The sequence below is a fragment of the Slackia heliotrinireducens DSM 20476 genome (genome assembly GCF_000023885.1).
Classification (GTDB): domain Bacteria; phylum Actinomycetota; class Coriobacteriia; order Coriobacteriales; family Eggerthellaceae; genus Slackia; species Slackia heliotrinireducens.
Genome location: NC_013165.1, coordinates 598,539 through 625,160, shown reverse-complemented (window position 1 = coordinate 625,160; position 26,622 = coordinate 598,539). Strand labels below are relative to the sequence as shown.

Genomic DNA, 26,622 nt, shown 5'->3' with positions numbered 1-26,622 from the left:
ATGCATCCGACGCTTCAAACAGTTTCCCGCATTGGCGCGTTCGCCGTTGCGCCGGGGCTACGCCGGGCCGCCCTCACGACCGGACCCAAACCGGGCGCTTCGCCGTTGCGCCGTTGCGCCCCCACGCGTCCGTATCAGTCGTTTCGAATGCCCCGCGACCTGCGCAGGAACGCCAGCACCTGCGGCAACGCATGCTCCTTCGACACCAGCGATATCCGCAGCTTATGGCCTAGTTCGAGCGCCTCGCCGAAATCCGGCCCGGGCTCGAAACCCGCATCGATCAAGTCGCGGCCCTGCACGAAGGGCTTCGCCATCGCATCTCGGTAAAACGCCAGGTTCTCCTGGAGAATCGCACCGTACGTATACGTGCTGGAATCGACGTCTCTGCCGCAGAAATCCGCCTCGGACAGCAGCAACAGGTCTTCGGGCGATACCGACTCGTCGAACAGCTTCATGTACGGCTTTCGGCCTGCGTGCTGCGCCGCCAGCATGTTGGGCCGCATGTGCAGCGTCATCATGTTGGTCGCGTACCGAATCAGTCCCGATTCGTTCGTCAGCCGGCCGAGGAACGTCTTGGCGATGGGGACGCCTTCGTATTCGTGCCCGAACGCGCGGATGCGCCCGTCAATCACCTGGGTTGTCACGATTTTCCCCAGGTCATGCACCAAAGACGCATACATGAAATACCTCGGGTTCGACGCCTGGCCGCGCAACCCCGCAGCCAGATCGACCACCCGCATCGTATGGTTCCACACGTCGCCTTCGGGATGGAACGCCGGCTCCTGCTCGACGCCGATGAGGGCCTTCAGTTCGGGAAACCACACATCCAGCTGGTCCATGGCGCGCATCTCGTTAAAGAAGATGGACGGCTTGGCCGCCTTCAGCATGGCCTTGTCCATCTCGCCGACGATGCGCTCGCTGGACAGCGCCGACAGGTCCATCCGGCTGGACAGGGCCACGGTTTCGTCCGCCACGCGGAAGCCGAACCGCGCCGCGAACTGGGCCGCCCGCAGCACGCGCAGCGGATCCTCCGCGAAGGTGCGGTCGTTCACGTGGCGGATGACGCCGCGCCGCATGTCTTCCTGCCCACCGAAGAAATCCAGCACCTCGCCGGTCAGCACGTCTTCCATCAGGGCATTCATCGTGAAGTCGCGACGCATGGCCGCCTTTTCGGGCCCGAGGAACGGATCGGTGAACACCTCGAAGTCCTTGTGCCCGCGCCCCGTCGCATTCTCCTTGCGAGGCATGGCGATGTCCACATCGTAATGCTTCAGTCCGAAGATTCCGAAACTTGCGCCCATCGCGGTCACTTCGCCCAGCTCGGACAGTATACGGCCCAGCTCATCGGCGGGTATGCCGTGCACCTCGATGTCGATGTCCTTGTTCTCGCGGCCCAGCAGGCGGTCGCGCACCATGCCGCCGACGTAGAACGTCCGACCGCCATGCCGGTCGACCTGCTCCGCAATCTTGCGTGCCATTTCGGCGTTGTCGTACTGCATGCACACCACCTTTTGCGTTGTCCGCTGGCGCGCACAGGGTGCCGCCGCAGACCACGCCAAGCCTTTCGGATTCCGCTACAGATCCCACACCATGATGCCCGCACGGGGGTCGAGCACCTTTCCGATCGGCCCGGTCACGGTCAGGAGGATTTCGGCCGTAAAGCAGACGTGCGCGCTCAGCAGATGCCCCGCGACCGTCGTGCACGCATCGCCTTCAAACGACGAGAACGCCACATGGGCGTGGACGGCCAGCTCCCCGTCCTCTTCGGTCACATTGCCGTTCAGGGAGACCATTTCCAGCACGCCCGCCACTTCGTGGTCCTTGAACGTGCCCTTTTCCGGAACGTACGACCCCACGTTGGCCCAGTCGCATCCGCCGATGCCGACGAAGACACCTCCGCGTACTGCTTCTTTTCGGCACACGTCCAGAATCGTCTGGACGATTTCCTCGTCTTTGTCGACCCTGATCAGAATGCGGTCGCCTTCTCTTCTGTATTGCATCATGCCTCCTCGACGTTGGGCTGCCACACGAACAGCCCCTCGGCCTGAGCCAACGGTTTTACCAGTTCAACAAGGGTTTTTGACGCGCCGTACAACGTCATGCACATGTCGTCGCCGCTGATGGTGATCAGCGCGGGCTCCGCAGGGAGCACCATACGGACGTATCCGTTCGACGGCATTGTCGCAATCCGTTCCGCCAGCTGCGACGGCTCGGGATTGTGTTGCCATCCGTCATCCGCACCCCAGTTCACATCGATGTCATAGTAGCAGTTCAGTTTCAGCAATATGCTGGCAAACCGGTCGTGCAGAGCGGCTATGCGCGACGAGTTCAGCACCAGGCGCTCCACCTCGAAAAACTGGCCGCCCGAGTTCGACGGCACTTGTTTCGGAAGCATGTCGATAACCCAATACTGACTGTTCAGCAGCTCATCAACCATGTTTTCCATCACACACCGCCGTTCGTTTCGCAGCGCCGAAATGCCCGCCTGAGCAAACCCGTGTTCATGGGGTGCCTGCAGGTATCTGCGCGGCCCGCCAGCCTATTTCATGCATTATATACCCGCCGTCGGTCGCCGCCCGCCACGCGATTCGGCCCCAATTCCCCCGCCGTGCAACGAGAAATCATGTTCGCGTGCACTTAAGGGGATAGTCTGCAATACCGCTAGTTCATCTCAGTCATTGGCAAGCATTTTACGCCACATTTCATTGCATTATGTTGCATATCTTTGTTCAAAGATAGCTGAGTGTCGTCTGAAATACCATCAGATGGGGTCCATTCCGACAGATTATCCCCTTAAGTGCACACGATTTGCGATTCTCGTTGCACAAGCCCACGCAAAGGTCGCTCGGCGGGGTCCCAGCAGAAAAGACGCCGCATAGCCCCTCCGACCGAGATAGCAGACCTCCCAAACGGCACCGACGATATACAATTTGAGAGACGTAGAGACTATAGCAATTTGACCTGGGGCTTTCTTTTAATACTCAGGAAGAATTCAGGCTTGGCTCAGATTCAGTCCAGGTTTTGGGCATGTTTTGATGCAAAGTCTACATACAAATCGGCAAGGTTTGGGGCGTACGCTACTTTCCATGAGGTTAGATGTGTACCATACCGCTCTAGATGTGTATCGAGCCAATCGCTTCGCGACGTTCGATGCGCCGCTGCATGGCCGCGAGGCCCGCCTCCTCATGAAGGATATCAACGCACACGCAACGCTGTCCGAACTGTCGGATGTCAACCTTGCCAGACACAATGCCATCTGTGATTTCCCCAACACGACCGTCCTTGTCACGGATGAATCTGCCATACGCAAAAGCGACGATTTCAAATATCGTCTTTGGACAGGAGAAATCACAGGAGACATGATCCGCATTGTAGACAATGACCTCTGCATTCCTACGCCCGAGTTCCTTTATCTGCTATATGCGCTGAAGCTTCCCGAAGCAAAACTTGTTGAGCTTGGCATGGAATTGTGCGGGTCGTACACTGTTGGCCCATACTATTTTCCCAACGGACCCAGGCCCGCCCCGCTGACAACACCCGCCAAGATCGAGGCGTTCATCAAGCGATTCCCGGGCACAAGAGGAAGTACCAGGGCCATGCATGCCCTGAAGTTCGTAGTTAAGAACTCCTGGTCACCCATGGAAACCAAAGTCATAATCATCGTTTGCCTTCCGGTCAGAATGGGAGGCTACGGCGCACCCATCCCGGTGTGCAACAAATGGTTTGGCCTGAGCGAGTCGGAGCGGCCCTACGACGGACGCACCGGATTCGACGGGGACATCGTATGGGAGCGGACTTTGCCGGATGGCACCAAAATCATTGCCATCTGGGAGTTTGACGGCGGACAGCACTTCACGAAAGATGCCAGCATCCGCGACGGACGAAAAGACAGAATTCTCACCTCCAAGGGATGCATCGTGCAGCGAGTCACCTCAGCAGACGTGTACAACCGAAAGGCAATGGACCTTGCAGCGCGGGATCTTTTCAACGCCCTGCAGCTAAGAAAGCGTACACCATCCCACGCGTCCTTGATGATGCGCGACGACCTGCGCGAGCTCATCCTCCCAAAACAGGAGTTTGTCCATCCGGACCTCTTGACTCCGGGCTCGTTCCCCTTGTATCAGGCACCCTCGTTCGTCATATGAGAGTTTCCAAGGTCACTTGTGCAACGAGAAATCCAATTCGTGTGCACTTAGAGGGATAATCTGCAATCCAAGACCACTTTGAGGCGCACCATCGAGGGCTCGCATGGAGTTTGAGCGTGAGTTACGCCACATATTTAACCATAGTGAGGTGAATTGCGGGAGCATACAGCATCTGAGGGCGTCTGATTTTACAGATTATCCGCCTAAGTGCACACGAAACCAGATTTTCGTTGCACGGGGAGACAAAAAGAGGGCCGAGACATTGCCTCGGCCCTCGTTTGATTGTGATTGAACCGCATTACGCAAGCGTCGCGAGCACCTCGTCGGTGGCGGCGAGAAATACATCCATCTCATCGGTCGTACCGATGGTTATGCGCAGCCAGTTGTCGATCCGCGGCTGCGCATAGTAGCGGCACAGCACACCGCGTTGCCGCAAGCCGTCATTCCAGTCTGCAGCGCGCAGCGTCGGATGCGTCGCGAAAACGAAGTTCGTGAGCGAAGGTAGCACAGTGAACCCTCGCCGCTCCAGCTCAGCTGTGGTTCGCTGGCGCTCGTCGATGACACGGCTCGTGCATTCCCGCAGGTAATCGACGTCTTTCATGGCGGCAATACCGATGACCATGGTGGGATCGCTCATGTTGAAAGGATTGAAGCTGAACTTGACATCGTTCAGGTCGCTCACGATTTCGGAGCTTGCGATGGCGTACCCAATGTGCGCGCCGGCCAGATTACGGGACTTCGACATAGTCTGCACCACAATCAGATTCGGATGGGTTGCCACCAGTGGCACGCAGGTCTCGCAACCGTAGTCCACGTAGGCCTCGTCCACCACCAGCAGGCGGTCGGGGTGCGCCTCGGCGATGCGCGCGATGTCGGCCACCGAAATGGCGAGGCCTGTCGGGGCATTGGGATTCACGATGACCACATGCTCTTCAGCCTGGACAAACGCCTCGACGTCCAGCGAAAAATCCTCGCGCAGAGGCACCTCGCGGTAATCCACCCCGAACGTGCCACAGTAATCGCGATAGAAACCGTAGGTCACGTCGGGAAAACACACCTTCGCGTCGCCGCCGAAGAACGCCAAGAAGATAAACCCGAGCACCTCGTCGGAACCGTTGCCCACGAACACATTCGCTGCATCGACGCCGAAATGCTCCGCAACCGCCGCGCGCAGCGGCATGCAATGGGGGTCGGCGTAACGACCGAGCCCGCGCACCAAGGCGTCGTCCAAGGCGGCGCGAACCGCAGGCGACGGCGCCACGCTCGTCTCGTTGGAGTTGAGCTTCACATACGCGCGATCTTTGGGCTGCTCGCCGGGCACATACGGAGTAATGTCGGCATAACGGCTGTTCAGAAACGGGCTGGCCACAACAACTCCTTTCAAATCATCGGCCCCGAAGGCTCACCCCCGGGGCAGGAATCGTCTATTCCAACGTGCGGCAGAACGCGCTGATGGCGGCAAGACCCTGCTTCAGGTCGTCCGTGTTGTCGCTGTAGGCGTAGCCCAGGCGGAAAGACCGGGGCTCTTCGAAGGCGTCGCCCGGCGTGACCAAAGCTCCCGTGGTCTTCATCATGTTGATGCAGAAATCGTAGGAGTCTATGTCGTAATCGTAGTAGACCAGGCAGGTCGTGCCGGCCTCGGGCTTGACGTAAGACAGGTGCGGCTCGGACGCGATCCATTCGTCGACGGCAGCCAGGTTCTGGCGCACGATGCGGCGGCTCCGCTCCAGGATTTTGTCGGCGTGCTCAAGGGCGTAGGCTGCGACCTCCTCGTCGAACATGCCGCAGGAAATGAGATCGTAGTCGCGGTGGCTCAGCAGGTCGTGGCGCAGCTCCTGGCTTTTGGTGATGCACCAACCCAAACGGATGCCAGCCAGGCTCCACACCTTGGACATGGAGGACACGACCACAGCCTTGTCATACAGGTCAACGGGGCTGGTGGTGAAGGCGTCGGAATCCTGAACCAGCAGGCGGTACACCTCGTCGCAGACCAGCCAGGCGTCGTACTTGCGGGCGATGTCCACGATGGTCTGGATCTCCTCCTTGGACAGCAGCGCGCCCGTGGGGTTGTCGGGGTTGTTGATGCAGATGACCTTCGTGTTCTCGTCGCAGATCGCGTCCAACTTGGCGGCGTCCACGTGGTAGTGGTCTTCCTTCTCCAGGTGCAGGATGTGCATGTTGGCGCCGCACATCTCGGGAATGGAATAGAGCTGCTGGTAGGTGGGCATGATGGAGACGACGTCGTCGCCAGGCTCGACCAGGGTGGTCAGCACCAGATGGTTGGCGCCGGCGGCTCCGTGGGTGGGAATGACGTGCTCAGGCTTGACGGTTTCGTACAGCCCGCAGATGCCCTCGAGGAATTTCGGGTTGCCCTCAATGTCGCCGTAGGTCAGGCGACGCTCGGCAAAACGGTCCATGAACTCCTCGCGACTGCCCCCGCAAATCTCGAACAGCTGATCCAGCGTTACCGAGTACGTGCAAGTTTCAGCCACATTGTAGGTGCACTTGGTTTCCCATTCGTTCATCCACTGTTCAACTTTGAAATCAGCAATCTTCATGGCGCATTCCTCATCTCTCGTAGCGAGCACTCCCTCGCCTGCTGTCGCGTTTTCCGATGGGTTCATACTACGTGAGAACGTACCGAGGTTCAAAGGTATATCTTTAGACTGATTTACAAATCATTTAATCTGTTTTGGCACTCTAATCAAGCGTATGCACACATATCTGTAGTTCGCATGTTCGTACGAACAATACTTGTATGCTGTTTTATTTACAAATCCAATATCATCTGGACATGGGGAATGCCGTCTTCGAGAAACTCCTCCGAGCAGATTTCGAACCCTTCCCGCTCGTAGTATCCCGTCGCGTAGCGCTGGGCCTCGATGTAGATTCGCCGCGGATGCTGCTTCTCGCGAATCTGCTCGATGCCTTCCCGCAGAAGCCTGCCGCCAAGCCCCGTACCGCGGTCGATTGTCAGCACACGGCCCATCTGCACGACGTCGTCCGAAATGAAAAACGACCTGAGATAGGCTTTGACCTGGCCTTCTTCTTCATAAAACACATGCAGGCTATCGTAATCGTTGCCGTCGACCTCCTGATAAGGGCAGGTCTGCTCCACGACGAACACGGCCACGCGAGCCTTCAGAATCTCGTAGAGTTCCGTCGTTGTGAGCTCGTTGAAGTACTTCGAAACCAGCTCCATGGCAACCCTCGCTTCCATCGAACCGTTCGGCAGCCGAGCCGTTCGGCGGCCCTTCCTCACAAGGGTATCCTATCATCCCCGTTTCCGCAAATCCACGCAAGCGGCCGCATGAACGCTCGGCGAAGGTTGCCGCGCACGCAGTCCAAACGCCAGCGCTAACCGACGAACAGGCACATCACGCCTGCAAGCAGCGCCGAGACCGCCGCCATGCCCACCGTGCCCATAACCCACTTCTGCTTCTTGTCCTGAACCGTGATGTAAGGGCGCAGGTCCTCCGTCCCCGGGATGATCCAGGCGTCGGTGCGGCCCACCCAGTAATCGTCGATCAGCAAGCGGTCGATCAGGTTCATGATGGAAAGAATCGCGAACATCTGCCAAAAGCCGGCGAAGAACCCGTGCGCCCCATTGAAGGCATACACGCAGGTCAGCACGTAGATGATGTAGCCGGGCAGGCACAAGGACCTGAACGCAATGCCGCGCCTGCGGATAGCCTCCGCTGTCGTCAGACCCAACGCCACCACACGGTCCTGCACGTCCTGCCCGTACAGGTGGACCATGCCAACCGCGCCGTTGCGAATGCCCGCGGCGCACACAAGCCAGAGCAGAAATCCCAGGCCAAGTCCCTCAATCACAACTCTTAACGCCAGCATGAGATATCCTTTCCGAACACGGGCCGAACCAATGGGATCGCGCGCCTAACTCCGCAGTTTCACGCTGTCGACAAAGCTCCGGCACTCGGCGAGTTCGCCCATGTCGAAAGGCTTGCCGTGCGCGGGGTACACCGTTTCGGCTCCGCCTTCGCACAACGTGTCCCAAGACCGTCCGAACTGAGCCACGTTTTCCACCCAAATGGTCACGTGGTGGCTGCTCGGATAGCCCTCCATTGCCGCGTCGCCGCAGAAAACAACATTGCCGACCTGCAGCGATACGGAATCTCCCGTATGCCCTGGCGTGAAAAGAATCCTACCGCGCAAAAGCCCCTCGAGCGCCCGCCTGCTCTCGTCCGTAATGAACAGCAGCCGGTCGTCGAAGCGCTCTTCCAGCGGCGGGAACAGGTGTTTTCCCTTACCCCACAAGGCCAGCACCCCGCTGAACAGGTACGCGCCCAACGTGCTGTAACCGCCTTCGAAGGAATTCTGACCGCGACGCAGCACCGTCATGCTCGCCGGGTTCAAAATCACCTTGATGTCGGGGCAGCGCCCAAGCAGCTCGTTCAGGAAGCCCACGTGGTCGTCGTGGGCATGGGTCACGAACACGTATTTGACGTCTGGCCAGGATATACCATGCGAAGCCAGCCGTTTCTCCACGTTGCTCAGCTTGTTTGGATAGCCCGTGTCCACCATGACGAACCCTTCGGGAATGCTGTAAACCCAAGTGTTCATGATGCGATCGCCGGCGTTGATGATCTTCATGGGCCCAACCTCCGTGCGCGTCTACAGCTGCCGAATGGCCTCGGCCAGCCGCTCGGCCTGGAAGTATGCGAAATCACCGTGGTCGACGCCCTTCATCTCATGAAACATCGTGTCGGGAACGAATTTCCGCATGTATTTGATGTCCCAGTCGCGGGCCTTCCGCTCCCCTTCGCCGAACCAATAGTGCATGACACCGTCGAAACGCATCGGCTCCTTAGGCATCGCGAAATTGTTGCAGGAATCGAAAACCCGCCAGATGGTTTTCGCGGTGCAGTGCTTGAGCACGTTTGCGATGTATTTGACATCCTCGTCGCTGTACTCTGTGGAGCTGAACGCCCGCATGAGCATCTTTTCGCTCACGAGCTTGCCGGAGTAAATCGTGCAGAAGTCTCGGACCGCGATGAACCGGGTCAAAATCCTGGGCAGCTGGTACGGCGTGATGCCGCCGTCCATAATGTAGTGGGCCACGTTCAGACGGCCGTTGGCGGCCATGCGCAGCACCATGCTTCCACCCATGGAGCACCCGTACAACGCGCGCACGTCACGAATGCCCCTGTTCAAAAGGTAGTTTTCGAGATCCGTCGCGATGGCCTCGACGGATGTGAACTCCGAGTCGTCGGTCAGGTCCATGCCAGGCACCGCCGGCACCATCACGCGGAATTCATCCTCGAGCAAAGGGATAACCCGCTCGAAATAATCCCACGCCACCATCGAGGGGTGGATAAGGACCACGACCTTTTCGTTTTTCTGTCCGAATTCATGCACGTTCATAGCGCCGAGCCTTTCTCAAAACTCCGAATGATGCGCTTCCAACCCCTGATCTGCAGCTAATCTGCTTTGCGCACCACGTGGAAGTCGCAGCAGTCGTCGCCCTGCCCCAGGGTTTTCGTCCGGATGAGGCGGCCGCCTTTGTACTCGATGGTCGGATAGTCCATCACGCACATGTGCGGCGTCAGGAACGTCATGTTCTCCTGCTGCGCGATTTTGCAGATGCCGCATTCGCGATGCGTCACGAAATACTCCGGCACCGACAGGTCGTACGAGAAGTCGAACACCCAGTCCATCGGGTATTCCCGCTTTTGCGACCGAGCCGCGCCGCGCAAGTACTTGTCGATTTCCTTCTGGTCGAAACAGTCCTTGTTCTTGTACGCCCGCTTCATGATGTCGCTGGTGCAGAGCGCATCGATCATGCCGTCGAAGATTTCCAGCGTCATGACGTCGGGCGAGGCTTTGTAATAGCTGAATCCGTAGCACGCCATGTACATCACCATGGCAAACATATTGTCCTTCATCGAGCCCACGCCCGGCGTCCGTTCGACCATTTCGCGATACTCCTGATGATGCGCCCGTTTGAACGCCTTCATGTCGAGTTCCGGAAGCACACGCTGCGTGTAGCCGTAGGCCGTCCTGTCGAACAGCATCGGAACCAACGACCCAATCAAACCGTACTTCATGACCCGTCCTTTCATTCCGTACCGGTTTTGGTGTAAGTTGTATGTCTCGACTTACTTTTCACGTTATACCATATTCTGACCCGAGGTTCGCCACGGCGGGAGCATGCGACGGCACGACAAGCACCCGGCAAGCGTCTAGAACGACATGCGGGGCATGTCGAAACCGCAGTTGCCATGGGTTCGGATGCATCTGCACGCGATTTAATTGTCAACCGCAAAAAAGGCGGCCATCTGGCTCGCAGATGACCGCCCCTGTGTACGTCGAACGCCGCGAAATCTGTCGGCAGAACCTACACGGTCATCTCGCCGCGCAGGTCGCAACCCATCATCTGTTTGACCGTGTCTTTGTCGTAACCGCAGCTGAACAGGTAATACAGCTTGGCTACGGCCGCCTCGGTGGTCATGTCCAAACCGCTGACGGCACCCGCGCCTTTAAGGGAACTGCTGGCCTCATAGGCCCCAAGCGACACCGCGCCTTGCGGGCATTGCGAACACACCGTGAGCACCGTGCCGTTCTCGAAGGCGCGGCGAATGATGGGCAGCAGCGCGCTTCCATCGCCAGGGATGTTGCCAGCGCCGAACGTCTCGATGACGATACCCCGAAGCTTCTCAGTCATGATCTGCTCGAACAGCGAGAACTGGATGCCCGGGAACACCTTGATAACGCCGATAGGCACGTTCTCCATAAGCTGAAGCCGCAGGTCACCCTCGGGTTCTGGGCGCAGCGCGGTCGGATTGTAACGGATGGTGATGCCTGCCTCCGCCAGCGGCGGGAAGTTGGGTGAATGGAACGCGGCCAGCCCGTCGGCGGAATATTTGGTCGTGCGGTTGCCCCGCATCAGATTGCCGCCGAAGTAGAGGCACACCTCGTGGACGCGATCGTCCGCCGCAATGAGCAGCGACGTTATCAGGTTGTCGGCGCCGTCGCTGCGCACCTCGCACAGGGGAATCTGCGAACCGGTCAGCACCACGGGCTTGGCCAGGTTCTCAAGCATGAACGACAGCGCCGAGGCGGTATAGGCCATGGTGTCGGTGCCGTGCAGCACAACGAAGCCGTCGTAGGCGCCGTAGTTGTCGTAGATGAGCTGGGCCACCTCGTTCCATTCCTTCACCGTCATGTTCGACGAATCCAGTAGCGGCGACATCTCGTGCAGCTCCCACCTGGGCATTTCTGGCGAGCGCAGCGCTGGTATGGCCTCCAGCTCGGACAGGAAATACCCGCTTTGCGGCGCGTAGCCGTTGGGCGTGCGCACCATGCCGATGGTTCCGCCGGTGTAGATGATGAGGATGTTCTTCATAACGTCTCCGATCAGCCATGCCAAACGCAAGGCGGCAAGCCTATATATCCAACGCAAAAGTATAGCAGCGCGCCAGGTTCCTTGGCAGTTGAAACGCCGTTGCCTGCGTCTGGAAACGATCCGGCCGACGCTTACACGGCTGCCCTGCAGAAGCCGCTAGAAGTAGAAGATGTCTTCGAACTTCTTGTCCAAGGCAATGCATAGGACCAAGGCAAGCTTCGCTGTGGGGTTGAACTGGCCCGTTTCGATGGAGCTAATGGTGTTGCGGGAAACGCCCACCATTGCGGCGAGCTGCGCTTGCGACAACTTCTGCTCGGCGCGGATTTCCTTCAACCGGTTTTTGAGAACCAATTTGTCGTCCATGGCCTACCCCGCCATCTGCATGGCGTGCAGGACTAGAAACACTGCCGCCAACGCCAACTGCACGATGCCGAACACCAGTTCATGGGGCTTTTTCAGGGTGAAGTACTTGGTCAGGAGAATGGTGCCCGTCATGGACAGGTACACCGCCCAAATGCTGAGGCTGACGCGATTGGCCAGCAGCCACTCCAGAACGATGATGACCGCGCACACCAGGCCGCCGACGGCCACCGCCCGTTGCCCGGCTTTATGGAATGTGGCCTGCTCCATCTCATCTCGGTTCCTGTTCTCTTGTCGGCTCATTTCTAGAATCTGCTCTTTATCCATAATGACACCTCCTACGATTTGCCAAGTAAACTTGTCACAGTTTGCATCATAGGCATGCCAAGTACACTTGTCAATACAATTTGCCAAGTTTTCTTGTCAGATTCAACCGCACTTGCAACGGGGATGCGAATTCGTGCGCACTTAGGGGGATAATCCGCCGAAAACGCCCCTGCGAAACGGTTTTTTACGGGTTCTCGGCAGAAACACAAGTTTCCGTTTTTACATAATCCCAGGTCACGAAAAAATAGGTTTCTTGCAGGCGGCAAGAAACAGACCGAATTGCGCAGATTATCCCCCTAAGTGCGCACGAAATCGAAATCTCGTTGCACAGTAAGACCGCATACCTTGGTTGGATGGACAATCCTACGATATCGTCAACATACTCGGGCGAAGGCGCCAAAGCCGGCGCGCCGAAGCGATGCCGCGTCAGCCCCAGCCGACCGACGCCGCAGCTTATGCATCATCGTTTCGGTTTCCGCCGCAGGCGCACGTGGCGCGCTTATTTGCCGCCGCAGGCAGAGCAGACCCCCGTGTGCACGCTGATGGGTCCGCCGCAGGACTTACAGGTCCATTGCTCCCGCTCTTGCCGCAAGAATTCATCCATCCCCAGTTCGCGAATGATCTGCAGGTTCTCAAGGGGAGACTCGCGCCGCGGATACGCCGACGTGTAGCGCGTCTCCTTCTCCATCACATGCTCGCATGGAAAATCAGGGCACTCGTCACAATACGCGTACCCGCTCTGAATGCGCTTTTCGCAGTTGATGATCTCGCACAGCACCGCGCAGAAATACGGCTTGTTGTCGTCATCCTTTTTGCAACCCGGACACGGACCGTCCTTGAGCTGGGCCTGGGCGCATAGGCTGCAGTCCAAACCGCATGGCGCCACCATCTCGGGCGTAAACAACATGGATTCCCCCTCTTGTTCGCCTGCGCATCTTGGCGCAGGTTGCGTGTACGCCGACCCATTCCTGCGGAAACGGGCGGCACCGCCGCCAGACCCCGAACGTCAATCGGAAAGGCCCGCTACCAGGACCTTTGCTACGCATTGGCCTTCGAGAACGGGCAGCGCCTCCCGATGCACTGGTTGTTCTGCCGCGAGTACTCGCAAACGACCTTCTGCGACTCCATTTCAATCCCGAGCTGCTCTTTCGCGAAATCGATGGCTTGTTGGATGGCTATGTACGAATTCCGCTTGCAGCAGCGCGGACCGCCCATGTCGGCTATGGCATCCAGCGATTTTGCCGTCATTCGATGGCACAGCACGTAAGGCTCTTCGGCCAGGGGTGTGGATTTCGTCACTATAGACACGAACATGCCGGAGCTGATGCCCGCACCGCACGCGCCCCAGAACCCGCAGGTGCCACCAGGCACGCGCCGGCCGCGGCTCATGATTTCCCCTAGAGCCTGCGGCAGGTCGATATCGCCGCCGGCGTTGCGGTACGCCGTCAGCAGCGCCGCACCCACCATGACGTGGTGTTCGGGCCCATGCATATGGCAGAACGGCAGGGCCATCATCCTGTTCGTAATCTCAATGGGGTTCTTCGACGTTTCGTCCAAACACACCCCGACGATGGAATCCAGCCCGGCGGTATGGCATTCGTTGCACACGTAATGGCCCTCGACGCAGCGGGTCTTGCTCGGTTCCTGCTTGTGGCAGATAGCGCACTCCATCAGCTCGTCGGCCTCGAGATATTCCAGCGGCGCCTTGCAGATCAGGCATTCTTCTTTCATGCGTCACCTCTTTGCGGTCGCGTGCGATTCCCCTTGAAAACCGCCGAAGCCAGAAGCCTGAGCGGCATTTCCATAAAGCACGACACCATGATACCAGCGCCCCGATGCCGATTGACGCAAGGTGCGGAAAACGCCCCGGCAGGCACCGCAGGCGCCGCGACCGAGTCTACGGTCGTTTCGCCCGCTCTTTCACCAGCTCGCCGATCATGGCGCCGCCGATGATGCAGACCGCGCCGACCACCTGCAACGGGGTCATGCGCTCGCCCAAAAGCACCGCCGAGAACACCACTGCCGACAGCGGCTCCAGATAGCCGCACACCGCCACCGTCTGCACCGGCAGCTTCGACAGCGCCGAAAAGTACAGATAGCATCCGAGCCCTGTGTTGACCAGGCCCAACATCAAAACCCAGAGCCACGATCCGGCAGGTACGTCCAAGGCGAAGCCCTGTTTGGCCCACACGAACACCGCCACGGTCAGAAAACTCGCCGTCAGCTGGATGACCGAATTCTCCATCCCCACGATGTGCGTGCTCTGCTTGTTGAACGTGATAAGGAGGAACAGCATGACCGCGGACATGGCGCCGCAGAACAGCCCCCAGACATTGCCCGTCCCGACCAGTTTTCCGTTTACGAGCACCAGGCCAACCAGCACGATGACGAACCCGACGACCTTCGGCTTCGTAAGTCTCTCTCTGAAGATGACCGGCGAAAGGATCATCACGATGACCGGACCGCAATAGTAAAGCAGCGTGCTGAACCCAACGCCGATCAGGCGATACGCCTCGAACACGAATAGCCAGCTCAGGCCCATGGCGGCGCCTGACAGCACGATGAACAGGGCGTCCCGCTTGTATTCCCGAATATGGAAGGTGCCCTTGCCCAGAAGGAACACGGCAATCAGGAACACGCTGCCGATGAGCGTTCGCAGGAAGACTATCTCGTGGCTGCCCATTGCGATACGGCTGGCCACGACGCCGTTGGAACCGAACAGCAGAAGGGCGCACAGGTACTTGACGAGGGCTTTCTTGTCCAAACGATCCATCTCCCGGCATTCCGATTCCCTGGCGCCGCGCCTTCGGCACGATTGCATAAACGCGATTATAACACCCGCATCGACGGCTACAAGGTGCCCACGCCGCCGCGAATCTTATGGAATCCGGGTCTCGCAGGGCACGCCGGTCTGGCATAATCCGCATCCGTAGCGGGGCGCCAGCAGGGTGCGCGACAGCGCAAGAAACGGCCCGCAGACCGTGTGGTCCTTACCGTGCTCCAAGTCGATGGCCGCAACGGGGCAGCGCTTGATGCAGGCTCCGCACCGGGTGCAGTAATCGTAAATACCCGAGTAAGGCCGCAGGTCAGGAGCCAATTTCGCATCTATCAAAATGCTTCCGAACCTGCCCGCCATGCCCTTTTCCGTAATGAGGCCCTTGGACAGACCGAAGGTGCCCAGCCCGCACACGTACGCCGCGTGGCGCTCCGACCAGTTGCTGCCGTAAGTGTCTTCGCGAATCTCCGGATAGCCCTCGATGCCTTCGCCTGCCCGCACGGCCAGCCACCGCGGATCAAGCGCAGGCACGCAGGCTTCGACGCCGAGCTCCCGGAACCACCCTTGCAGCGCGGCCATGTACGACCCGATGAACGCCTGCCCCTCGATGCGGGCGTACGCCCACAGGTCGGAAGCCTTCTCTTTGGCGCGTCGGTTGCTTTGGCGCACCTCGAGGCTTGCGGGAAAGAACAGCGAGACCACCGTTTTCGCCTGGGGCAGCCATTCGGCGGGGCTCATGTGCCACGGCCCGATGACGCCGACTTTCTTGTACTCGTCGAACAGAGCGTCGTCCGCCCCGCCGAACCCCACGAGGGGCTCGTCGAACATGCGGGTGCCCACATGCTCGGGCAAGATGTCCATGGCTTCGTCAAGAATGTTGCCTGGCAGCTGCTTGTAAAGCTCCGCCGCAGCCTGGCGGATCAGCTCTTTGTCCATAGCACCGTCCATCCCCTGGGTGTCCAATGGTGAAGCAGCCTAAAGATGCCGGCCTGCCTGCTCGTTTGTACCACGGATGCACGCGCCTGCGCATCGGACCTGCGTCAATGGAGCCGAATTGTCGACAAGGCAAAGCGACGGAAGCTAACGCTCAAACACGACGCAGCCTGCTTGGGTCGGATGGTCCATGCATACCAGTTCGGCAGCTTGGGTCTTGTACCTGAGCAGCTCCCAAACGAGCATGATGTCGCCCGCCGCGGCATCCGTCATGATGATACCCAGCAGCAACACCTGAAAGCTACCCGAAATGACGCCCGCTGCCAGCGGCACAAGGCCCACCAGCACCAACGGCATGAGCGCACCGAAGATGTATTGTCCCTTTTCAAGCGGCACGGTACAGGTGCAGTACGGCGTCAGGTACTTCTTCATCAACCCGAACTCGATGTCCTTGAAGTGCCCCTTCGTGAACAGCGCCCAGCTGGCCCCGTGAATGAGCTCGTGCACCACGACAAGTACCAGGAACAGCAGGATAAACACGAGAAACGGGATGCCGTCGAAATTGGCGGATTCCTTGTTGACCAGGAAGAACAGCACCATGCCGACAATCGCCACCGGAATAAGGAACACGATGGCGAACATGTTCGCCTTCACGATGCTGATAGTCAGATTCACGCGACGAAACCCCTGGCCCACCATCTGATCGGACAGTGCCTCGAACTTCTGGAGCCTCTTCTGTTCCGCCTGCGACAACGGCCGCGACTTCTCCCGCTCATCTTGGTTTCCGTATTGACGTGTACCCACGCCCAGACTCCTTTCGTCAGATTCGTGCTCGGACGAACCATACCACGCAGACCTCAGACCTGCAAAAAACGGTCCGCGACCGCACGCGGCGCGCCGTTATCGAGTCGCCCAGAGCTTACGGTATTTCAGAAACGACAGCACCGTCATCGCGAACATGACCAGCAGGATGCCCGTGCTCGTCCCGCCCGAGAGCGTCTGCATCTCAGCGTTCATGCCTTCCGTTGCGTAAATCATCGCGTTCTGCAGCGCCAACACGGCGACCATCGAGTCGAGAAAGTCGATGGTCCGCAGCACGGCAACCATAATGTTGTCCGACCGCTTCGCTTTGCGCAGGTGGAAGATGCTTTTGCTGACCCTGTAAGTCGTGTACGTAGCCATGGCGATGGCCGGTATCAGGCCGAAGGTGAAGGTGTGGTCACCCTTCACCATAAGGATGACCGGCCCGAACATCGAGACGTTCATCAGGAGCAATGCAATGTGCGTACGGAAGAAGGTGCGCCTCTGCCTGGTTTCGAAATGGCGGGCGGTCTCACTGCGGCCTTTGACCTCGCAGCGCAGGATGCCCAGCCTGATGACGGTCAGGATGAAGTAATACAGTGCGATGGCATAGCACCAGGCTGATTGGTGCATGACACCCAGGGCGCCGTTGAACAGGGCGAACCCCGCGGTAGCTGCCGTGGAGAACGACGAGGACAGCAGCGTTTGGAACAGATAGCTGCTCCGCCACTCAGACACGATCCTGTTCGCTGCATCCCGCATGCCGCTCGCCTTCCCGCGTTTGCTCTCCTACGCCGAATCGCCTTGGGAAGATGCGGCCTCGGCCACGTCCCGCACAACCAAATCGGCATTGTCTGCCTGCTGTCCGACCTGGGCTTTCTTCATCCTGCGGGCACGCCGCTCACGAATCATGCGACGGTACGCCTCGCCGTCGTCCTCTTCGATGGGTTTGGTCGGGGTGTATTCCTTCCCCGTTAGTTCTGTATAGCGCGCACGGCCGCGTCCGCACCGCAGCGCGTCCACAGGACACCGTCTGTTACATTGGTCGCATTCGGTATATTCGTCCATTGCGCTTCTATCCCCTTCCGATTCGCCAACGTCGGACTGGCGTATTCGGTCAATTCTACGAGACCGAGCCTGTCAAAACAATACCGCTTACGGATGCACCCCGGAAGATGAGCTGCTGTTTGCGCCGAACGCAGACCGAACACCCAGCTCAAGCGAATGCGCCCCATGACTAAACAACCCGGCTTCGGCAAGATGCTCGCCGGATATTTCGCGTCGTACGGAACCGCGCGCGGGCTGCATGAACCCGAGCTGCGTTGCATATCACCATGCCGCATGGCCTTATCAAGCACCGGCAATCCCATCCTGCAACGAAATTTCAATCCTTGGAGCACCTGAACTAAGATTCGACGCGTCCGAACCGACAAATCGCCGACTTCTCGAACGACGCCCGCCCGCGAACGCCACACCGACGAAACGCCGGCTACCGACCTCGGCTCTCAGACCAGAAGGGAATCGGGCCGAACATGTCGTTCCAGTCGTCGAAAACCTCCAACAGGTCCTGGTATTCCTCTTCGGTCATCGGACCGGGCTCCTTGCCGGCATACGCCCGTTCATTCGCGTTGAGCCTTTCGGCGAACTCGCGACGTTCTTGGGGACTTTTCGCCCAGTACGTCAAGTTCAGACATGCCAAAACGTCCCTGGTCTTAGACGAGATCGGCTGGTGGTCGATAGGGATGTCCGGATCGATGTCCGATTTCCAGCCGGGCACCATGGCTTTTTCGACAAACGCGAGATACCTGTCCGGCAGCAGATCGACCTCGGCCTTATCCATATGCTGCAGAATCATCCACAGGTCGTTGTATTCTTTTCTCTGCTCCACATTCGCCCCCGGTCTCCCGCCGCTTGCCTTACCGAACCGCACCTCCGAACCCTAGTCGGCTATTTTCGCCAGCGAAGCGTTCTTGAACGACTCGTCGTCGGTAACCTCCCTGATCACCTTGATCTGCTTTGGGAATGCGATGTCCGCGTTCTCGTCGCTGAGCTCGATCTCGGCAATCGCCTTGTCGTGCCAAAACGGGAAAATGTCGATCTCGAAATACTGGTTCTCGTACGTCAGGCAATACCGGTCCTTGCGAATCTGGCGCCGGCTCGTGTCCGCGCTCATCAGCAGGCGAATGTACTCCCCCTCCGAAAGCCTGCGCTCCACCTCCACGCGCTTCACGTCGCTGATGGTCCGCTTCGTGGTCTGGGTATATATGTAATGCCCCTCGAATCCCCGCTGGCGGACGCGGACCTCCTTGTCGCTGTCCGACCGCAGGTACGTTTGGATGATTTCCACGCGCTGGCAATTCGGCAGCGATTCCAGCCACTTGACGTCGGGGTATTCGATCAGGAACTTGCGTTCGATCTCGTAAGGCTCCGGCTCACCGAGAAACGACGAGATTTCCGCGACCAGCCGCCGCATCTTGTCTTCGAAATCCGTGGAGTTGTCGATGACCCTCAGGTGCGGATGGCCGGTCCAGGCCGCGATCAGCTTGTCATCACGGTCCGCCGCCTCTTCCACCGTTTCGGTACGGGCGGCGTTATTCGACTTCGTATAGAACTCCTCTGCACCTTTTGCTGCCGTCACCAGGTGAAACACAGCGTCATAGCTGTCGCGCAGCTGAACTTCGTTCGTGCCGAAGTGCTCGAGGGCCTGGGCGAACTCCAAATCATCCATGTAGGCCTTGTTGTCCATGGTGCCGCGGTCGCACACAATCAGCACCTTGTCCGCATCCATCGTTTCCGCCGCCTGCTCGAAAACCTTCTCCTTCTCGAACTGCAAACGGAGCTGGCACTTCTGATAGCTGCTGTTCGAGTCGCAGGTCCAGGGAGCCACGCCGCCCGTAATCAGCTCGGTAGCGGTTTCCGGAACAAACAACACAACGTACCCCATCTGGGTAAACGCGTTCTGCACCCAGCTCATAGCCGTGGACTTGCCCGCGCAGGGACCTCCCGTGATGACGACCTTGGTTATTTCCGCCCTGCGCCCGGCGTCCCTCTGCCTCAGCAGCTCGTCCACGCTGACGTGGAACAGCCCCGACAGCTTCCGAACCGATTCGACGCTCGGCTTCGATTTGCCGACCTCCCATTTGGATACCGCCTTGTTGGTCACCCCGACCAGCTTGGCGAGTTCCGCCTGTGTCAGTCCCGCCTGTTTCCGCAGATGGAAGATGTAGTTCCCGAATGCATAATCGTTCATTGCCACCACGCTCCTCACATCTGGAATTGTAGGGCTCGGCCGGCGGCTCCACAACCGGCCGGCTATCGAATGGCGGTAGAACTTCCGAAATTGCCGCGACTACAGCGCACTTCGTGACATCGAGATGACGCACTCCACATGGTCGGTATGGGGGAACATGTCGACAGGCTGCAGCACGTCGATGCGATACCCATGCTCGATCAGGTATTTCGCGTCGCGGGCCTGCGTCGTGGGGTTGCAGCTGATATATACGATGCGTTTCGGCGAGATGCTGCAGGCGGCCTTCAGGAAGTCGGGCGTGGAACCCGCACGAGGCGGATCCATGAACAGCACGTCGACGCTGCGTCCCTGTTCGGCCTGCTCGCGCATGTAGGCGCCCGCATCTGCCGCCACGAATTCGGCGTTGTCGATGCCGTTGTGGCGCGCGTTGTTGCGAGCGTCAGCCACGGCGTCGGCCCGCTCCTCCACCCCGATGAGCTTCGCCGCGCCCGGCTCGCCATTGATGCCGCGGACCGCCACCAGGCCGATTGTGCCCGTGCCGCAGTACGCGTCCATGACGGTTTCGGTGCCGGTCAGCTTCGCCATACGGATGGCCGTGCTGTACAACACCTCGGTCTGTGTAGAGTTGACCTGGTAAAAAGACGTAGATGAAATGCGGAACGACAGCCCGCACAGCGTGTCTAGGATGAACCCCGGCCCGTACAGCTTGCGTTCCTTGTCTCCCATGATGACGTTGGTCTTTCGCGAATTCACGTTCTGCACCACGGTGGTAATCTCGGGATGGCGCGACACCAGGGCGCGCACGAACTTCTTCGCGGTCGGGAACTGCTCGGTGCGGGTCACCAACGTGACCATGACCTCGCCGGAATTGTGCCCCACGCGCACCTGGGCGTGACGCAGGAAGCCTTCGTCGCGGTCCTCGTCGTACGGCTCGATGCGGAACTTCGGCATGAGGTCGCGAATCGTCAGGATGATAGCTTTGGCCTGGGCGTTTTCAATCAGGCACTCGCTGGAGTCGATAACCCAGTGGGTGCCGCGCTCGTACATGCCGCACAGGATGCGGCGGCGTCTGGTGCGCTTGTCGTAGATGCCCACGAAGGGCGACACCACCTTGTTGCGGTAGTGCAGCGGCACCTTCATCCCCAAGATGGGCAGGCATTGGGTCCCGTCATCAATCAGGTCGGCGAACAGCTCGTCGACATGTTGCTGCTTGCGGGCCAGCTGCTGGCCGTAGGGCACGCGCAGCCAAGAGCACCCGCCGCAGCGGTTGTCGATGGGACAGGAGTATGTCGGCTTCTTCTTCATGGTTCAGCATTGTAACGAGATGGCGGCATCGGTAACGGCTCGGCAAAACCGCCCCGCGAAATCATCGGAATATGAGATGCTATGCATGCAGGAAACCTGTGATTCACTGTGCGTCGCGATTGTTTCCTGCTCGCGCGCACCTCCTGATAGGAGTCGCCATGAGCTTCATCGTACGTTGGCTTGTTACCGCAATCGCGGTTGCCGCCGCCATTTGGATCGTGCCCGGCATCTCCGTTGCGGCCACCACCGACACGCTGGTCGCCGTAGGCGTTCTGGCGTTCGTGCTGTCACTTTTGAACGTTTCCATCAAACCCATCATGCAGTTTCTGGGCACCCCGTTGACGCTGCTCACCTTGGGAATTTTCTCTATCGTGATCAATGCGCTGGTGCTCATGCTTGCAGGCTGGCTGTCCAACGGCATGTTCGGCATCGGAATCTACATCAACTCGTTCGGCTCGGCGTTCTTTGCAGCCATCGTCATCAGCATCGTGAGCGCCATCGTCAACAGTGTGGCCGGCCTCGACGAGTAGCCCCTTCGGCACCCGCCCGAGCCCTCTCGGCACATCCTCCAAGGTCCCGTTACGGCGGGGCCTTTTTCGTTCGCGCGCAGCACGTTCCCGAACCTTTACGGACGCGCCTCCTTCGTAACGGCGCCGTGGGCCCGGCATGCCTGCAACTTTTCCCGAAAAGGGCCTTTTGCGCCAAGAAAATCGAGTTATGCACGACTTCGCGAACGCTCCGTTTCGCGCCTAAACTGCATCGAGCCCCTGAACTGGTATTTTGCATACGACTACTTTGGCAGCCAGAGAACCCACGCCACATGGCCTCTCCCAAGTCGTACATGACGGGAAATTCTTGGCACAAAAGGCGATTTTCGGGATGAGGAGCATTGCCTATGTCCTCCATGGCGCCGATCGGACGGAAACGCATTCCCCCGGCAGCCTCCCAAGCGCCGATCGGATTGCAGAAGCCCCGCCGACGACCTGGTCGGCATGACAAAACGTCGTTTCCGAGTTGGTACCGGCGTCTTTGCGAACGCTGAGCAGCCTGCCGCCGTCTCGCAGTCGAATCGCTTGCAGGCCGCATACCTCGGTGCCCGTCCCACGCTGCCGAGAGCCGTTTCGTACGACACTGTTGCCAAAATGCCTAATTAAACCTGCTCTTTTCGGCGTTTCGCGAGGATGAAAAGCGAACCAGACGGTCCGCTCCCCAAAATGCGCCACATGTCCCCCGGATTGGCTTCGTGTTGACGCTACAATGAAGTTGTCTTGAAAATACACAAGGAGGTATGTATGAAGAACAAGCTGATTCTCGCTTTGGCCGTGTGCCTGTCCGTCATGGCGTTCTGCCTGGTCGGCTGCGGTGGCGACAAGTACGCCGACAGCCCCTACGTCGGCGACTGGGCCGCAACGACCGCCGAGTATGAGGGCATGAGCGTCGATGTGGCCGAAGTCATGAGCACCTTCGAGCTCACCTTGAATGCCGACGGCTCCGTCGACGTCGTGGTCGATGGCGAAAACGCCACCGGCGAGTGGGAAGAGACCGAATCCGGCGTCATCGTGACCGACAACACCGACGAGAGCATCGAGTTCACCGACGACGGCAACGGTGGATTGACCATCGACCAGGACGGCGTGGTCATCCACTTCGAGAAGCAATAAGCGCTTCGAACAACTCCGCAAAGCGAAGCCCCCGACCGGCTGGCCGGGGGCTTTTCGTTGTTCAGGATTCCGATGGCTGTAACCGACGGATTCCGGCCCGACGTCTTCCGTCCGACGATCCTATCCGAGCCGCGCGGCGAAGTCTTCCAGAACCTCCGAAATCTTGATCTGCTGCGGGCAAACGTCTTCGCAGCTCCGACACTGGATGCAGGCTTCAGGCCGCTTGTCGGCCGGAAGCGCGCCGAGCGCCATAGGCGCGATAAACCCGCCGCCCGTGTACACATGCTCGTTGTACAGGTTCAACAGGGTGGGAATGTCCAGTTCCTGCGGACAGTGGCTCACGCAATAGTGGCATGCCGTGCAAGGCACCGTGCCTTCGTGGAGCATCTCGTCGGCAATGCCGAGCAGCGCGGACATCTCCGTCTGGCTCAGCGGCTTGTCTTCCGCGAACGTGGCCAGGTTCTTTTCCAGCTGCTCCTGGTTGGACATGCCCGAAAGGACGACCGTAACCGAAGGAATGCTCTGCAAGAATCGGAACGCCCATGCGTAAATTTCCTCGTCCGGACGAAGCTCCTTCAGCTGCGCCTCGGCCTTTGGAGCCAAACCCGCCAGCTTCCCGCCGCGCAAAGGCTCCATCACCCACACGGGAATCTGCAGCTCATCGAGAAGGGCCACCTTCTCACGACCGTCCTGGAAGGTCCAATCCAGATAATTCAGCTGAAGCTGGCAGAACTCCATGTCCTTACCGTAGGCGTCCAGAAAACGCTTGAGCACAGGCATGCTACCGTGGCAGGAAAAGCCCAGGTGACGAATACGTCCGTTGCGCTTCTGCTCCATCAGGTAGCTGTAAATACCGTATTATTCATCGTCAAGGTATGCGTCGATGTTCATCTCGCATACGTTGTGGAACAGGTAGAAATCGAAGTAGTCGACGCCTAGCTTCTCCAACTGCTGCTCGAAGATCTCCTCCACCTTGCCCCAGTTGGCGGAATCGTATCCGGGGAATTTCGTGGCCACGTAGTAGCTGTCGCGCGGATAGCGGGCCAGCGCCTTGCCCATGACGGGCTCGGAGTTCGCCCCGTGATAACCCCATGCGGTGTCGAAGTAATTGATCCCGTTTTCCATGGCCGTATCGACCATGCGCAGGGTTGCAGCCTCGTCGATCCTGCTGTCGTCGCCGTCGATAACCGGCAGACGCATAGCGCCGAAGCCCAGCTCAGACAGCTTCATCCCCTGAAAATCCCTGTAGATCATAAAGTTCCCCCTTGATATCTTATACGTTTCGCTCGTGGACCATAAAAGACCGTGCGGTCCGCCTTCTTGCGGCTTTCACGCATCGCGTCCGTGAGCCCGCTTTCGCCGATCATGCAATGCATTCTACCCTCAGACCCAGGATATCGCCAATGGAGCAACGAATTCACCTGACGGAAAGGCGCTTCGAAGCCCCGTACACCTTACAGGAAAGCGCCGTTGCACACCTGAATAACCTGGCCTTTTACATGTTTGCCCATGTCAGACGCCAGGAACAGGCATGCGTTCGCCTGGTCGATGGGGTCGCATTCGGGACCGGGGAAGTACACGAAATGCTTGCTGTACTCGAGCATCTTCGCACCGCCAGGTTGCTCCCCCGCCTTGTTCGCGAGGTGCGCAGGCGTGACCGTTGCACCGGGAGCTACCGCGTTGATGCGGATATTCGTGTCGATCAGGCGCATCGCCACGTTTTTGGTCAGGGTGTTGATGGCGCCCTTCGAAGACGTGTACGACGCACCGCAGAACGGGCGCTCGCCGTTGACCGACGAGATGTTGATGATGCAGCCTTCGTTTTTCGGCATGAATACCTTCAAGGCTTCGCGGATGAAACGGAAGGGACCGAACACGTTGGTCTGATACACGTGCTCCAGCCACTCGTCATCGGTTTCGTCAATCATCTTCTGCTCGCCGATGGCGGCGTTGTTGATGACGATGCCCAAGTCGCCGTACACGTCGAGGGCTGTTTGGATGACCTTCTTCACATCATCGAGGTTCTTGTTGTCGGCCACAACGCCGGTAACCTCAAGCCCCTGTTCACGCAGGCTATTCACGGCCGCGTCCAGTTTTTCGGGGCCGCGAGCCGTCATGACGACCTTCGCCCCCTCTTTGGCGAACAGCTCCGCCATCGTCAATCCCATGCCGTAGCTGGCCCCCGAGATGATTGCTACCTTGCCATCAAGCATTTTCGCTTCCATTGTCGCGCCTTTCATTCGATTGCGTATGCATGCGTGAATCTGAATCGGGTTCTTACCAGGACCCGAGTCGCGCCGGTGCATCTCACCGGCTTCAGCTCGATTCGAGCCGCAACATCATCGTAATCCCAAGCGCTTGTATAAACAAATACTTATACTTGATAGCTTACTATGCTTTATAGGTATACTATAGGGCGACACGCAACGAAGGCCTCATGCCGAAGGAAACCAATCGCCTGACCATTTGTGTCGCAATGATAAACGCGAATCAGCCGCGCTTCGAGCCTTGGCGCGAGATGCCGCCCTTATGTCCCGATGCCTTGTTGGGGCCGATGCCCTTGGCGTTTCGGCCCGCCGCAGGACCGCGGGAGCCGGCCGCCTTGCCGCGGGCGGCTTCGAGCCACGCCTTCTTGTCACGTTCCGGGCGCACTACTTGATCCCCAGGTAGGACAGCAGGCCCTGGCAGCCGGCGACTACGTCGTCGTAGGTTTCGTCGAAGTTCAGCGTATACCAAGGATCGGCCACATCGCGGCTCTGACCTGCGAATTCCATAAGCTTGAAGCACTTCGCCTGAGCGTCGGAAGGAAGCTGGCGCTTCAAGTCGCGCATGTTCTCGCCGTCCATCCCGACGACCATGTCCCAGTCGGCGGCCTCGTCGCGGCGCAGGCGGCGGGCGATATGGTTGCCGCAGGGCACGCCTTGCGATTCCAGCATGCGGCGGGTGCGCGGGTCCACGGGCGAGCCTATCTCGTCGTTGCGGCAGGCTGCGGAATCGATGGCGAACTGCGAGGTCAGACCGCGTTTGTCCACCATATCCTGCAAAACGTACTGGGCCATCGTCGACCGGCAGATGTTGCCGTGGCACACGAACAGGATACGGATCATTCTCAAACTCCTTGAGCATCATAGGTTTCAGGGCAATGGCCTGCATATATTTTGAACCACTCGGATATGGTTGCAAACATCGCCTGGTCAATCAAGCGCGTAGTAGTTCAAACCTCGAGGCGTCATTATGCCCCAAATATAAGGGACTGCGAGTCGGGTGATGAATTATTACCATTTGCGCAAGCAAGCGCCGCCCGATAAGGCCAAGTGGCGAACTACCCTTTCCTCAACGGGCCACTTCCCCTCGTCCCCATGGACGCAATCACGTTGGTCGCGGTGCTGTTCGCGGTCACCAGCACTTCTCCTCTTCCCTTTGAACGCGATGCAGGCAGACGAACCGGTCCAGACAGGCTTGCAAATTGCCCGATTTCACACATGCGAACTGCTCACGCGTCTGTGGATCCAGGAGCAGAGGTGGCTCACGAGCCCCATCTGCTCGAGGCGCATATACAAGAAGCTTGAACCTGTGTTTCCCGACGGCGAAAAGACGACGTCAGAGGATTACTTTCGGCACATTGCCCAATTCACTAAAAAAATTAACTTACTGGTTATGAACTAATAGATGCTTATGTATTTGATGTGATGTTCTTC

The 26,622-nt window shown here is 58.7% G+C and carries 30 protein-coding genes and 1 pseudogene; 3 read left to right on the top strand and 28 right to left on the bottom strand.

The window, feature by feature from the left end; translation table 11 throughout:
- Nucleotides 1-134: 134 nt before the first annotated feature.
- The 3 genes from SHEL_RS02625 to SHEL_RS02615 all read right to left on the bottom strand — a co-directional run bounded on the left by SHEL_RS02625 (nucleotide 135) and on the right by SHEL_RS02615 (nucleotide 2,449).
- The gene (locus SHEL_RS02625) at nucleotides 135-1,499 is read right to left on the bottom strand and encodes a CCA tRNA nucleotidyltransferase (protein WP_012797703.1); all 1,365 of its coding nucleotides are present in this window, start codon (nucleotides 1,497-1,499) and stop codon (nucleotides 135-137) included.
- A 75-nt stretch (nucleotides 1,500-1,574) separates the two neighbouring features.
- Nucleotides 1,575-2,000 carry a PPC domain-containing DNA-binding protein gene (locus SHEL_RS02620; RefSeq protein WP_012797702.1) on the bottom strand — a complete coding sequence of 142 codons (426 nt, stop codon included), beginning with the start codon at nucleotides 1,998-2,000 and terminating at the stop codon, nucleotides 1,575-1,577.
- The gene (locus tag SHEL_RS02615; protein WP_126513729.1) at nucleotides 2,000-2,449 is read right to left on the bottom strand and encodes a hypothetical protein; all 450 of its coding nucleotides are present in this window, start codon (nucleotides 2,447-2,449) and stop codon (nucleotides 2,000-2,002) included. Before SHEL_RS02615 ends, SHEL_RS02620 begins: the two co-directional genes overlap by 1 nt.
- A 649-nt stretch (nucleotides 2,450-3,098) precedes the next feature.
- Between SHEL_RS02615 and SHEL_RS14210 the strand changes: the two genes are divergently transcribed.
- Nucleotides 3,099-4,145: a PDDEXK family nuclease gene (locus SHEL_RS14210; protein ID WP_126513728.1), complete on the top strand. Its 1,047-nt coding sequence runs from the start codon at nucleotides 3,099-3,101 to the stop codon at nucleotides 4,143-4,145.
- Between the two features lie 298 nt (nucleotides 4,146-4,443).
- Here the strand turns inward: SHEL_RS14210 and SHEL_RS02605 are convergent, their stop codons facing one another.
- The 20 genes from SHEL_RS02605 to rlmD all read right to left on the bottom strand — a co-directional run bounded on the left by SHEL_RS02605 (nucleotide 4,444) and on the right by rlmD (nucleotide 21,263).
- Nucleotides 4,444-5,514: a pyridoxal phosphate-dependent aminotransferase gene (locus tag SHEL_RS02605; RefSeq protein ID WP_012797699.1), complete on the bottom strand. Its 1,071-nt coding sequence runs from the start codon at nucleotides 5,512-5,514 to the stop codon at nucleotides 4,444-4,446.
- Nucleotides 5,515-5,569: 55 nt separating this feature from the next.
- On the bottom strand, nucleotides 5,570-6,703 hold the full coding sequence (locus tag SHEL_RS02600) for an aminotransferase (protein WP_012797698.1): 1,134 nt from the start codon (nucleotides 6,701-6,703) through the stop codon (nucleotides 5,570-5,572).
- 212 nt (nucleotides 6,704-6,915) lie between these two features.
- Nucleotides 6,916-7,347, bottom strand: coding sequence for a GNAT family N-acetyltransferase (locus SHEL_RS02595; protein WP_012797697.1), 432 nt, complete (start codon nucleotides 7,345-7,347; stop codon nucleotides 6,916-6,918).
- Between the two features lie 155 nt (nucleotides 7,348-7,502).
- The gene (locus SHEL_RS02590) at nucleotides 7,503-7,997 is read right to left on the bottom strand and encodes a hypothetical protein (RefSeq protein WP_012797696.1); all 495 of its coding nucleotides are present in this window, start codon (nucleotides 7,995-7,997) and stop codon (nucleotides 7,503-7,505) included.
- A gap of 45 nt (nucleotides 7,998-8,042) precedes the next feature.
- Entirely contained in the window at nucleotides 8,043-8,759 is a 717-nt protein-coding gene (locus tag SHEL_RS02585; protein WP_012797695.1) for an MBL fold metallo-hydrolase, read from the bottom strand.
- A gap of 21 nt (nucleotides 8,760-8,780) precedes the next feature.
- Complete coding sequence (locus SHEL_RS02580; RefSeq protein ID WP_012797694.1) at nucleotides 8,781-9,530, bottom strand: alpha/beta fold hydrolase; 750 nt, start codon at nucleotides 9,528-9,530, stop codon at nucleotides 8,781-8,783.
- A 56-nt stretch (nucleotides 9,531-9,586) separates the two neighbouring features.
- Entirely contained in the window at nucleotides 9,587-10,213 is a 627-nt protein-coding gene (locus SHEL_RS14205) for an L-2-amino-thiazoline-4-carboxylic acid hydrolase (protein ID WP_012797693.1), read from the bottom strand.
- A 290-nt stretch (nucleotides 10,214-10,503) separates the two neighbouring features.
- Nucleotides 10,504-11,511 (bottom strand): asparaginase, encoded by a 1,008-nt coding sequence (ansA, locus tag SHEL_RS02570; protein ID WP_012797692.1) that lies wholly within the window; start codon nucleotides 11,509-11,511, stop codon nucleotides 10,504-10,506.
- Between the two features lie 156 nt (nucleotides 11,512-11,667).
- The gene (locus tag SHEL_RS02565) at nucleotides 11,668-11,874 is read right to left on the bottom strand and encodes a helix-turn-helix transcriptional regulator (protein WP_012797691.1); all 207 of its coding nucleotides are present in this window, start codon (nucleotides 11,872-11,874) and stop codon (nucleotides 11,668-11,670) included.
- 3 nt (nucleotides 11,875-11,877) lie between these two features.
- Nucleotides 11,878-12,198: a DUF6442 family protein gene (locus SHEL_RS02560; protein ID WP_012797690.1), complete on the bottom strand. Its 321-nt coding sequence runs from the start codon at nucleotides 12,196-12,198 to the stop codon at nucleotides 11,878-11,880.
- 499 nt (nucleotides 12,199-12,697) lie between these two features.
- A complete protein-coding gene (locus SHEL_RS02555) occupies nucleotides 12,698-13,105 on the bottom strand; it encodes a DUF3795 domain-containing protein (RefSeq protein WP_012797689.1) in 408 nt (135 codons plus the stop codon).
- A 131-nt stretch (nucleotides 13,106-13,236) separates the two neighbouring features.
- Nucleotides 13,237-13,929, bottom strand: a complete 693-nt coding sequence (locus SHEL_RS02550; protein ID WP_012797688.1) for a DUF5714 domain-containing protein — start codon at nucleotides 13,927-13,929, stop codon at nucleotides 13,237-13,239.
- 166 nt (nucleotides 13,930-14,095) lie between these two features.
- Nucleotides 14,096-14,971, bottom strand: coding sequence for a DMT family transporter (locus tag SHEL_RS02545; RefSeq protein WP_012797687.1), 876 nt, complete (start codon nucleotides 14,969-14,971; stop codon nucleotides 14,096-14,098).
- Nucleotides 14,972-15,076: 105 nt separating this feature from the next.
- Nucleotides 15,077-15,910 (bottom strand): 4Fe-4S binding protein, encoded by an 834-nt coding sequence (locus SHEL_RS02540; RefSeq protein WP_012797686.1) that lies wholly within the window; start codon nucleotides 15,908-15,910, stop codon nucleotides 15,077-15,079.
- Between the two features lie 144 nt (nucleotides 15,911-16,054).
- On the bottom strand, nucleotides 16,055-16,711 hold the full coding sequence (locus tag SHEL_RS02535) for a DUF3267 domain-containing protein (RefSeq protein ID WP_050749509.1): 657 nt from the start codon (nucleotides 16,709-16,711) through the stop codon (nucleotides 16,055-16,057).
- 96 nt (nucleotides 16,712-16,807) lie between these two features.
- Nucleotides 16,808-17,470 carry a hypothetical protein gene (locus SHEL_RS02530; RefSeq protein ID WP_012797684.1) on the bottom strand — a complete coding sequence of 221 codons (663 nt, stop codon included), beginning with the start codon at nucleotides 17,468-17,470 and terminating at the stop codon, nucleotides 16,808-16,810.
- A 27-nt stretch (nucleotides 17,471-17,497) separates the two neighbouring features.
- Nucleotides 17,498-17,776: a hypothetical protein gene (locus tag SHEL_RS02525; protein WP_012797683.1), complete on the bottom strand. Its 279-nt coding sequence runs from the start codon at nucleotides 17,774-17,776 to the stop codon at nucleotides 17,498-17,500.
- A 421-nt stretch (nucleotides 17,777-18,197) separates the two neighbouring features.
- The gene (locus SHEL_RS02520; RefSeq protein WP_012797682.1) at nucleotides 18,198-18,596 is read right to left on the bottom strand and encodes a hypothetical protein; all 399 of its coding nucleotides are present in this window, start codon (nucleotides 18,594-18,596) and stop codon (nucleotides 18,198-18,200) included.
- A gap of 51 nt (nucleotides 18,597-18,647) precedes the next feature.
- A complete protein-coding gene (locus SHEL_RS02515) occupies nucleotides 18,648-19,958 on the bottom strand; it encodes an AAA family ATPase (RefSeq protein ID WP_012797681.1) in 1,311 nt (436 codons plus the stop codon).
- Nucleotides 19,959-20,057: 99 nt separating this feature from the next.
- Entirely contained in the window at nucleotides 20,058-21,263 is a 1,206-nt protein-coding gene (rlmD, locus tag SHEL_RS02510) for a 23S rRNA (uracil(1939)-C(5))-methyltransferase RlmD (RefSeq protein WP_012797680.1), read from the bottom strand.
- Between the two features lie 158 nt (nucleotides 21,264-21,421).
- Here rlmD and SHEL_RS02505 point away from each other — a divergent pair, with 158 nt between their 5' ends.
- Together SHEL_RS02505 and SHEL_RS02500 are read left to right on the top strand one after the other, a co-directional pair.
- Nucleotides 21,422-21,793 (top strand): phage holin family protein, encoded by a 372-nt coding sequence (locus tag SHEL_RS02505; protein ID WP_012797679.1) that lies wholly within the window; start codon nucleotides 21,422-21,424, stop codon nucleotides 21,791-21,793.
- A gap of 762 nt (nucleotides 21,794-22,555) precedes the next feature.
- Nucleotides 22,556-22,924, top strand: coding sequence for a hypothetical protein (locus SHEL_RS02500; RefSeq protein WP_012797678.1), 369 nt, complete (start codon nucleotides 22,556-22,558; stop codon nucleotides 22,922-22,924).
- Nucleotides 22,925-23,044: 120 nt separating this feature from the next.
- On the opposite strand, the gene SHEL_RS15735 is transcribed toward SHEL_RS02500, so the two are convergent.
- From SHEL_RS15735 to SHEL_RS02485, 5 genes and pseudogenes are all read right to left on the bottom strand, one after another.
- Nucleotides 23,045-23,311, bottom strand: a complete 267-nt coding sequence (locus tag SHEL_RS15735) for a 4Fe-4S dicluster domain-containing protein (RefSeq protein ID WP_269471200.1) — start codon at nucleotides 23,309-23,311, stop codon at nucleotides 23,045-23,047.
- Between the two features lie 30 nt (nucleotides 23,312-23,341).
- Nucleotides 23,342-24,154: pseudogene (locus SHEL_RS15565) on the bottom strand (aldo/keto reductase); the annotation flags it as partial.
- A 224-nt stretch (nucleotides 24,155-24,378) separates the two neighbouring features.
- The gene (locus SHEL_RS02490) at nucleotides 24,379-25,149 is read right to left on the bottom strand and encodes an SDR family NAD(P)-dependent oxidoreductase (RefSeq protein ID WP_012797677.1); all 771 of its coding nucleotides are present in this window, start codon (nucleotides 25,147-25,149) and stop codon (nucleotides 24,379-24,381) included.
- Between the two features lie 265 nt (nucleotides 25,150-25,414).
- Nucleotides 25,415-25,576: a hypothetical protein gene (locus tag SHEL_RS15220; RefSeq protein ID WP_012797676.1), complete on the bottom strand. Its 162-nt coding sequence runs from the start codon at nucleotides 25,574-25,576 to the stop codon at nucleotides 25,415-25,417.
- A complete protein-coding gene (locus SHEL_RS02485) occupies nucleotides 25,576-26,031 on the bottom strand; it encodes a low molecular weight protein-tyrosine-phosphatase (protein WP_012797675.1) in 456 nt (151 codons plus the stop codon). Before SHEL_RS02485 ends, SHEL_RS15220 begins: the two co-directional genes overlap by 1 nt.
- Nucleotides 26,032-26,622 lie beyond the last annotated feature (591 nt).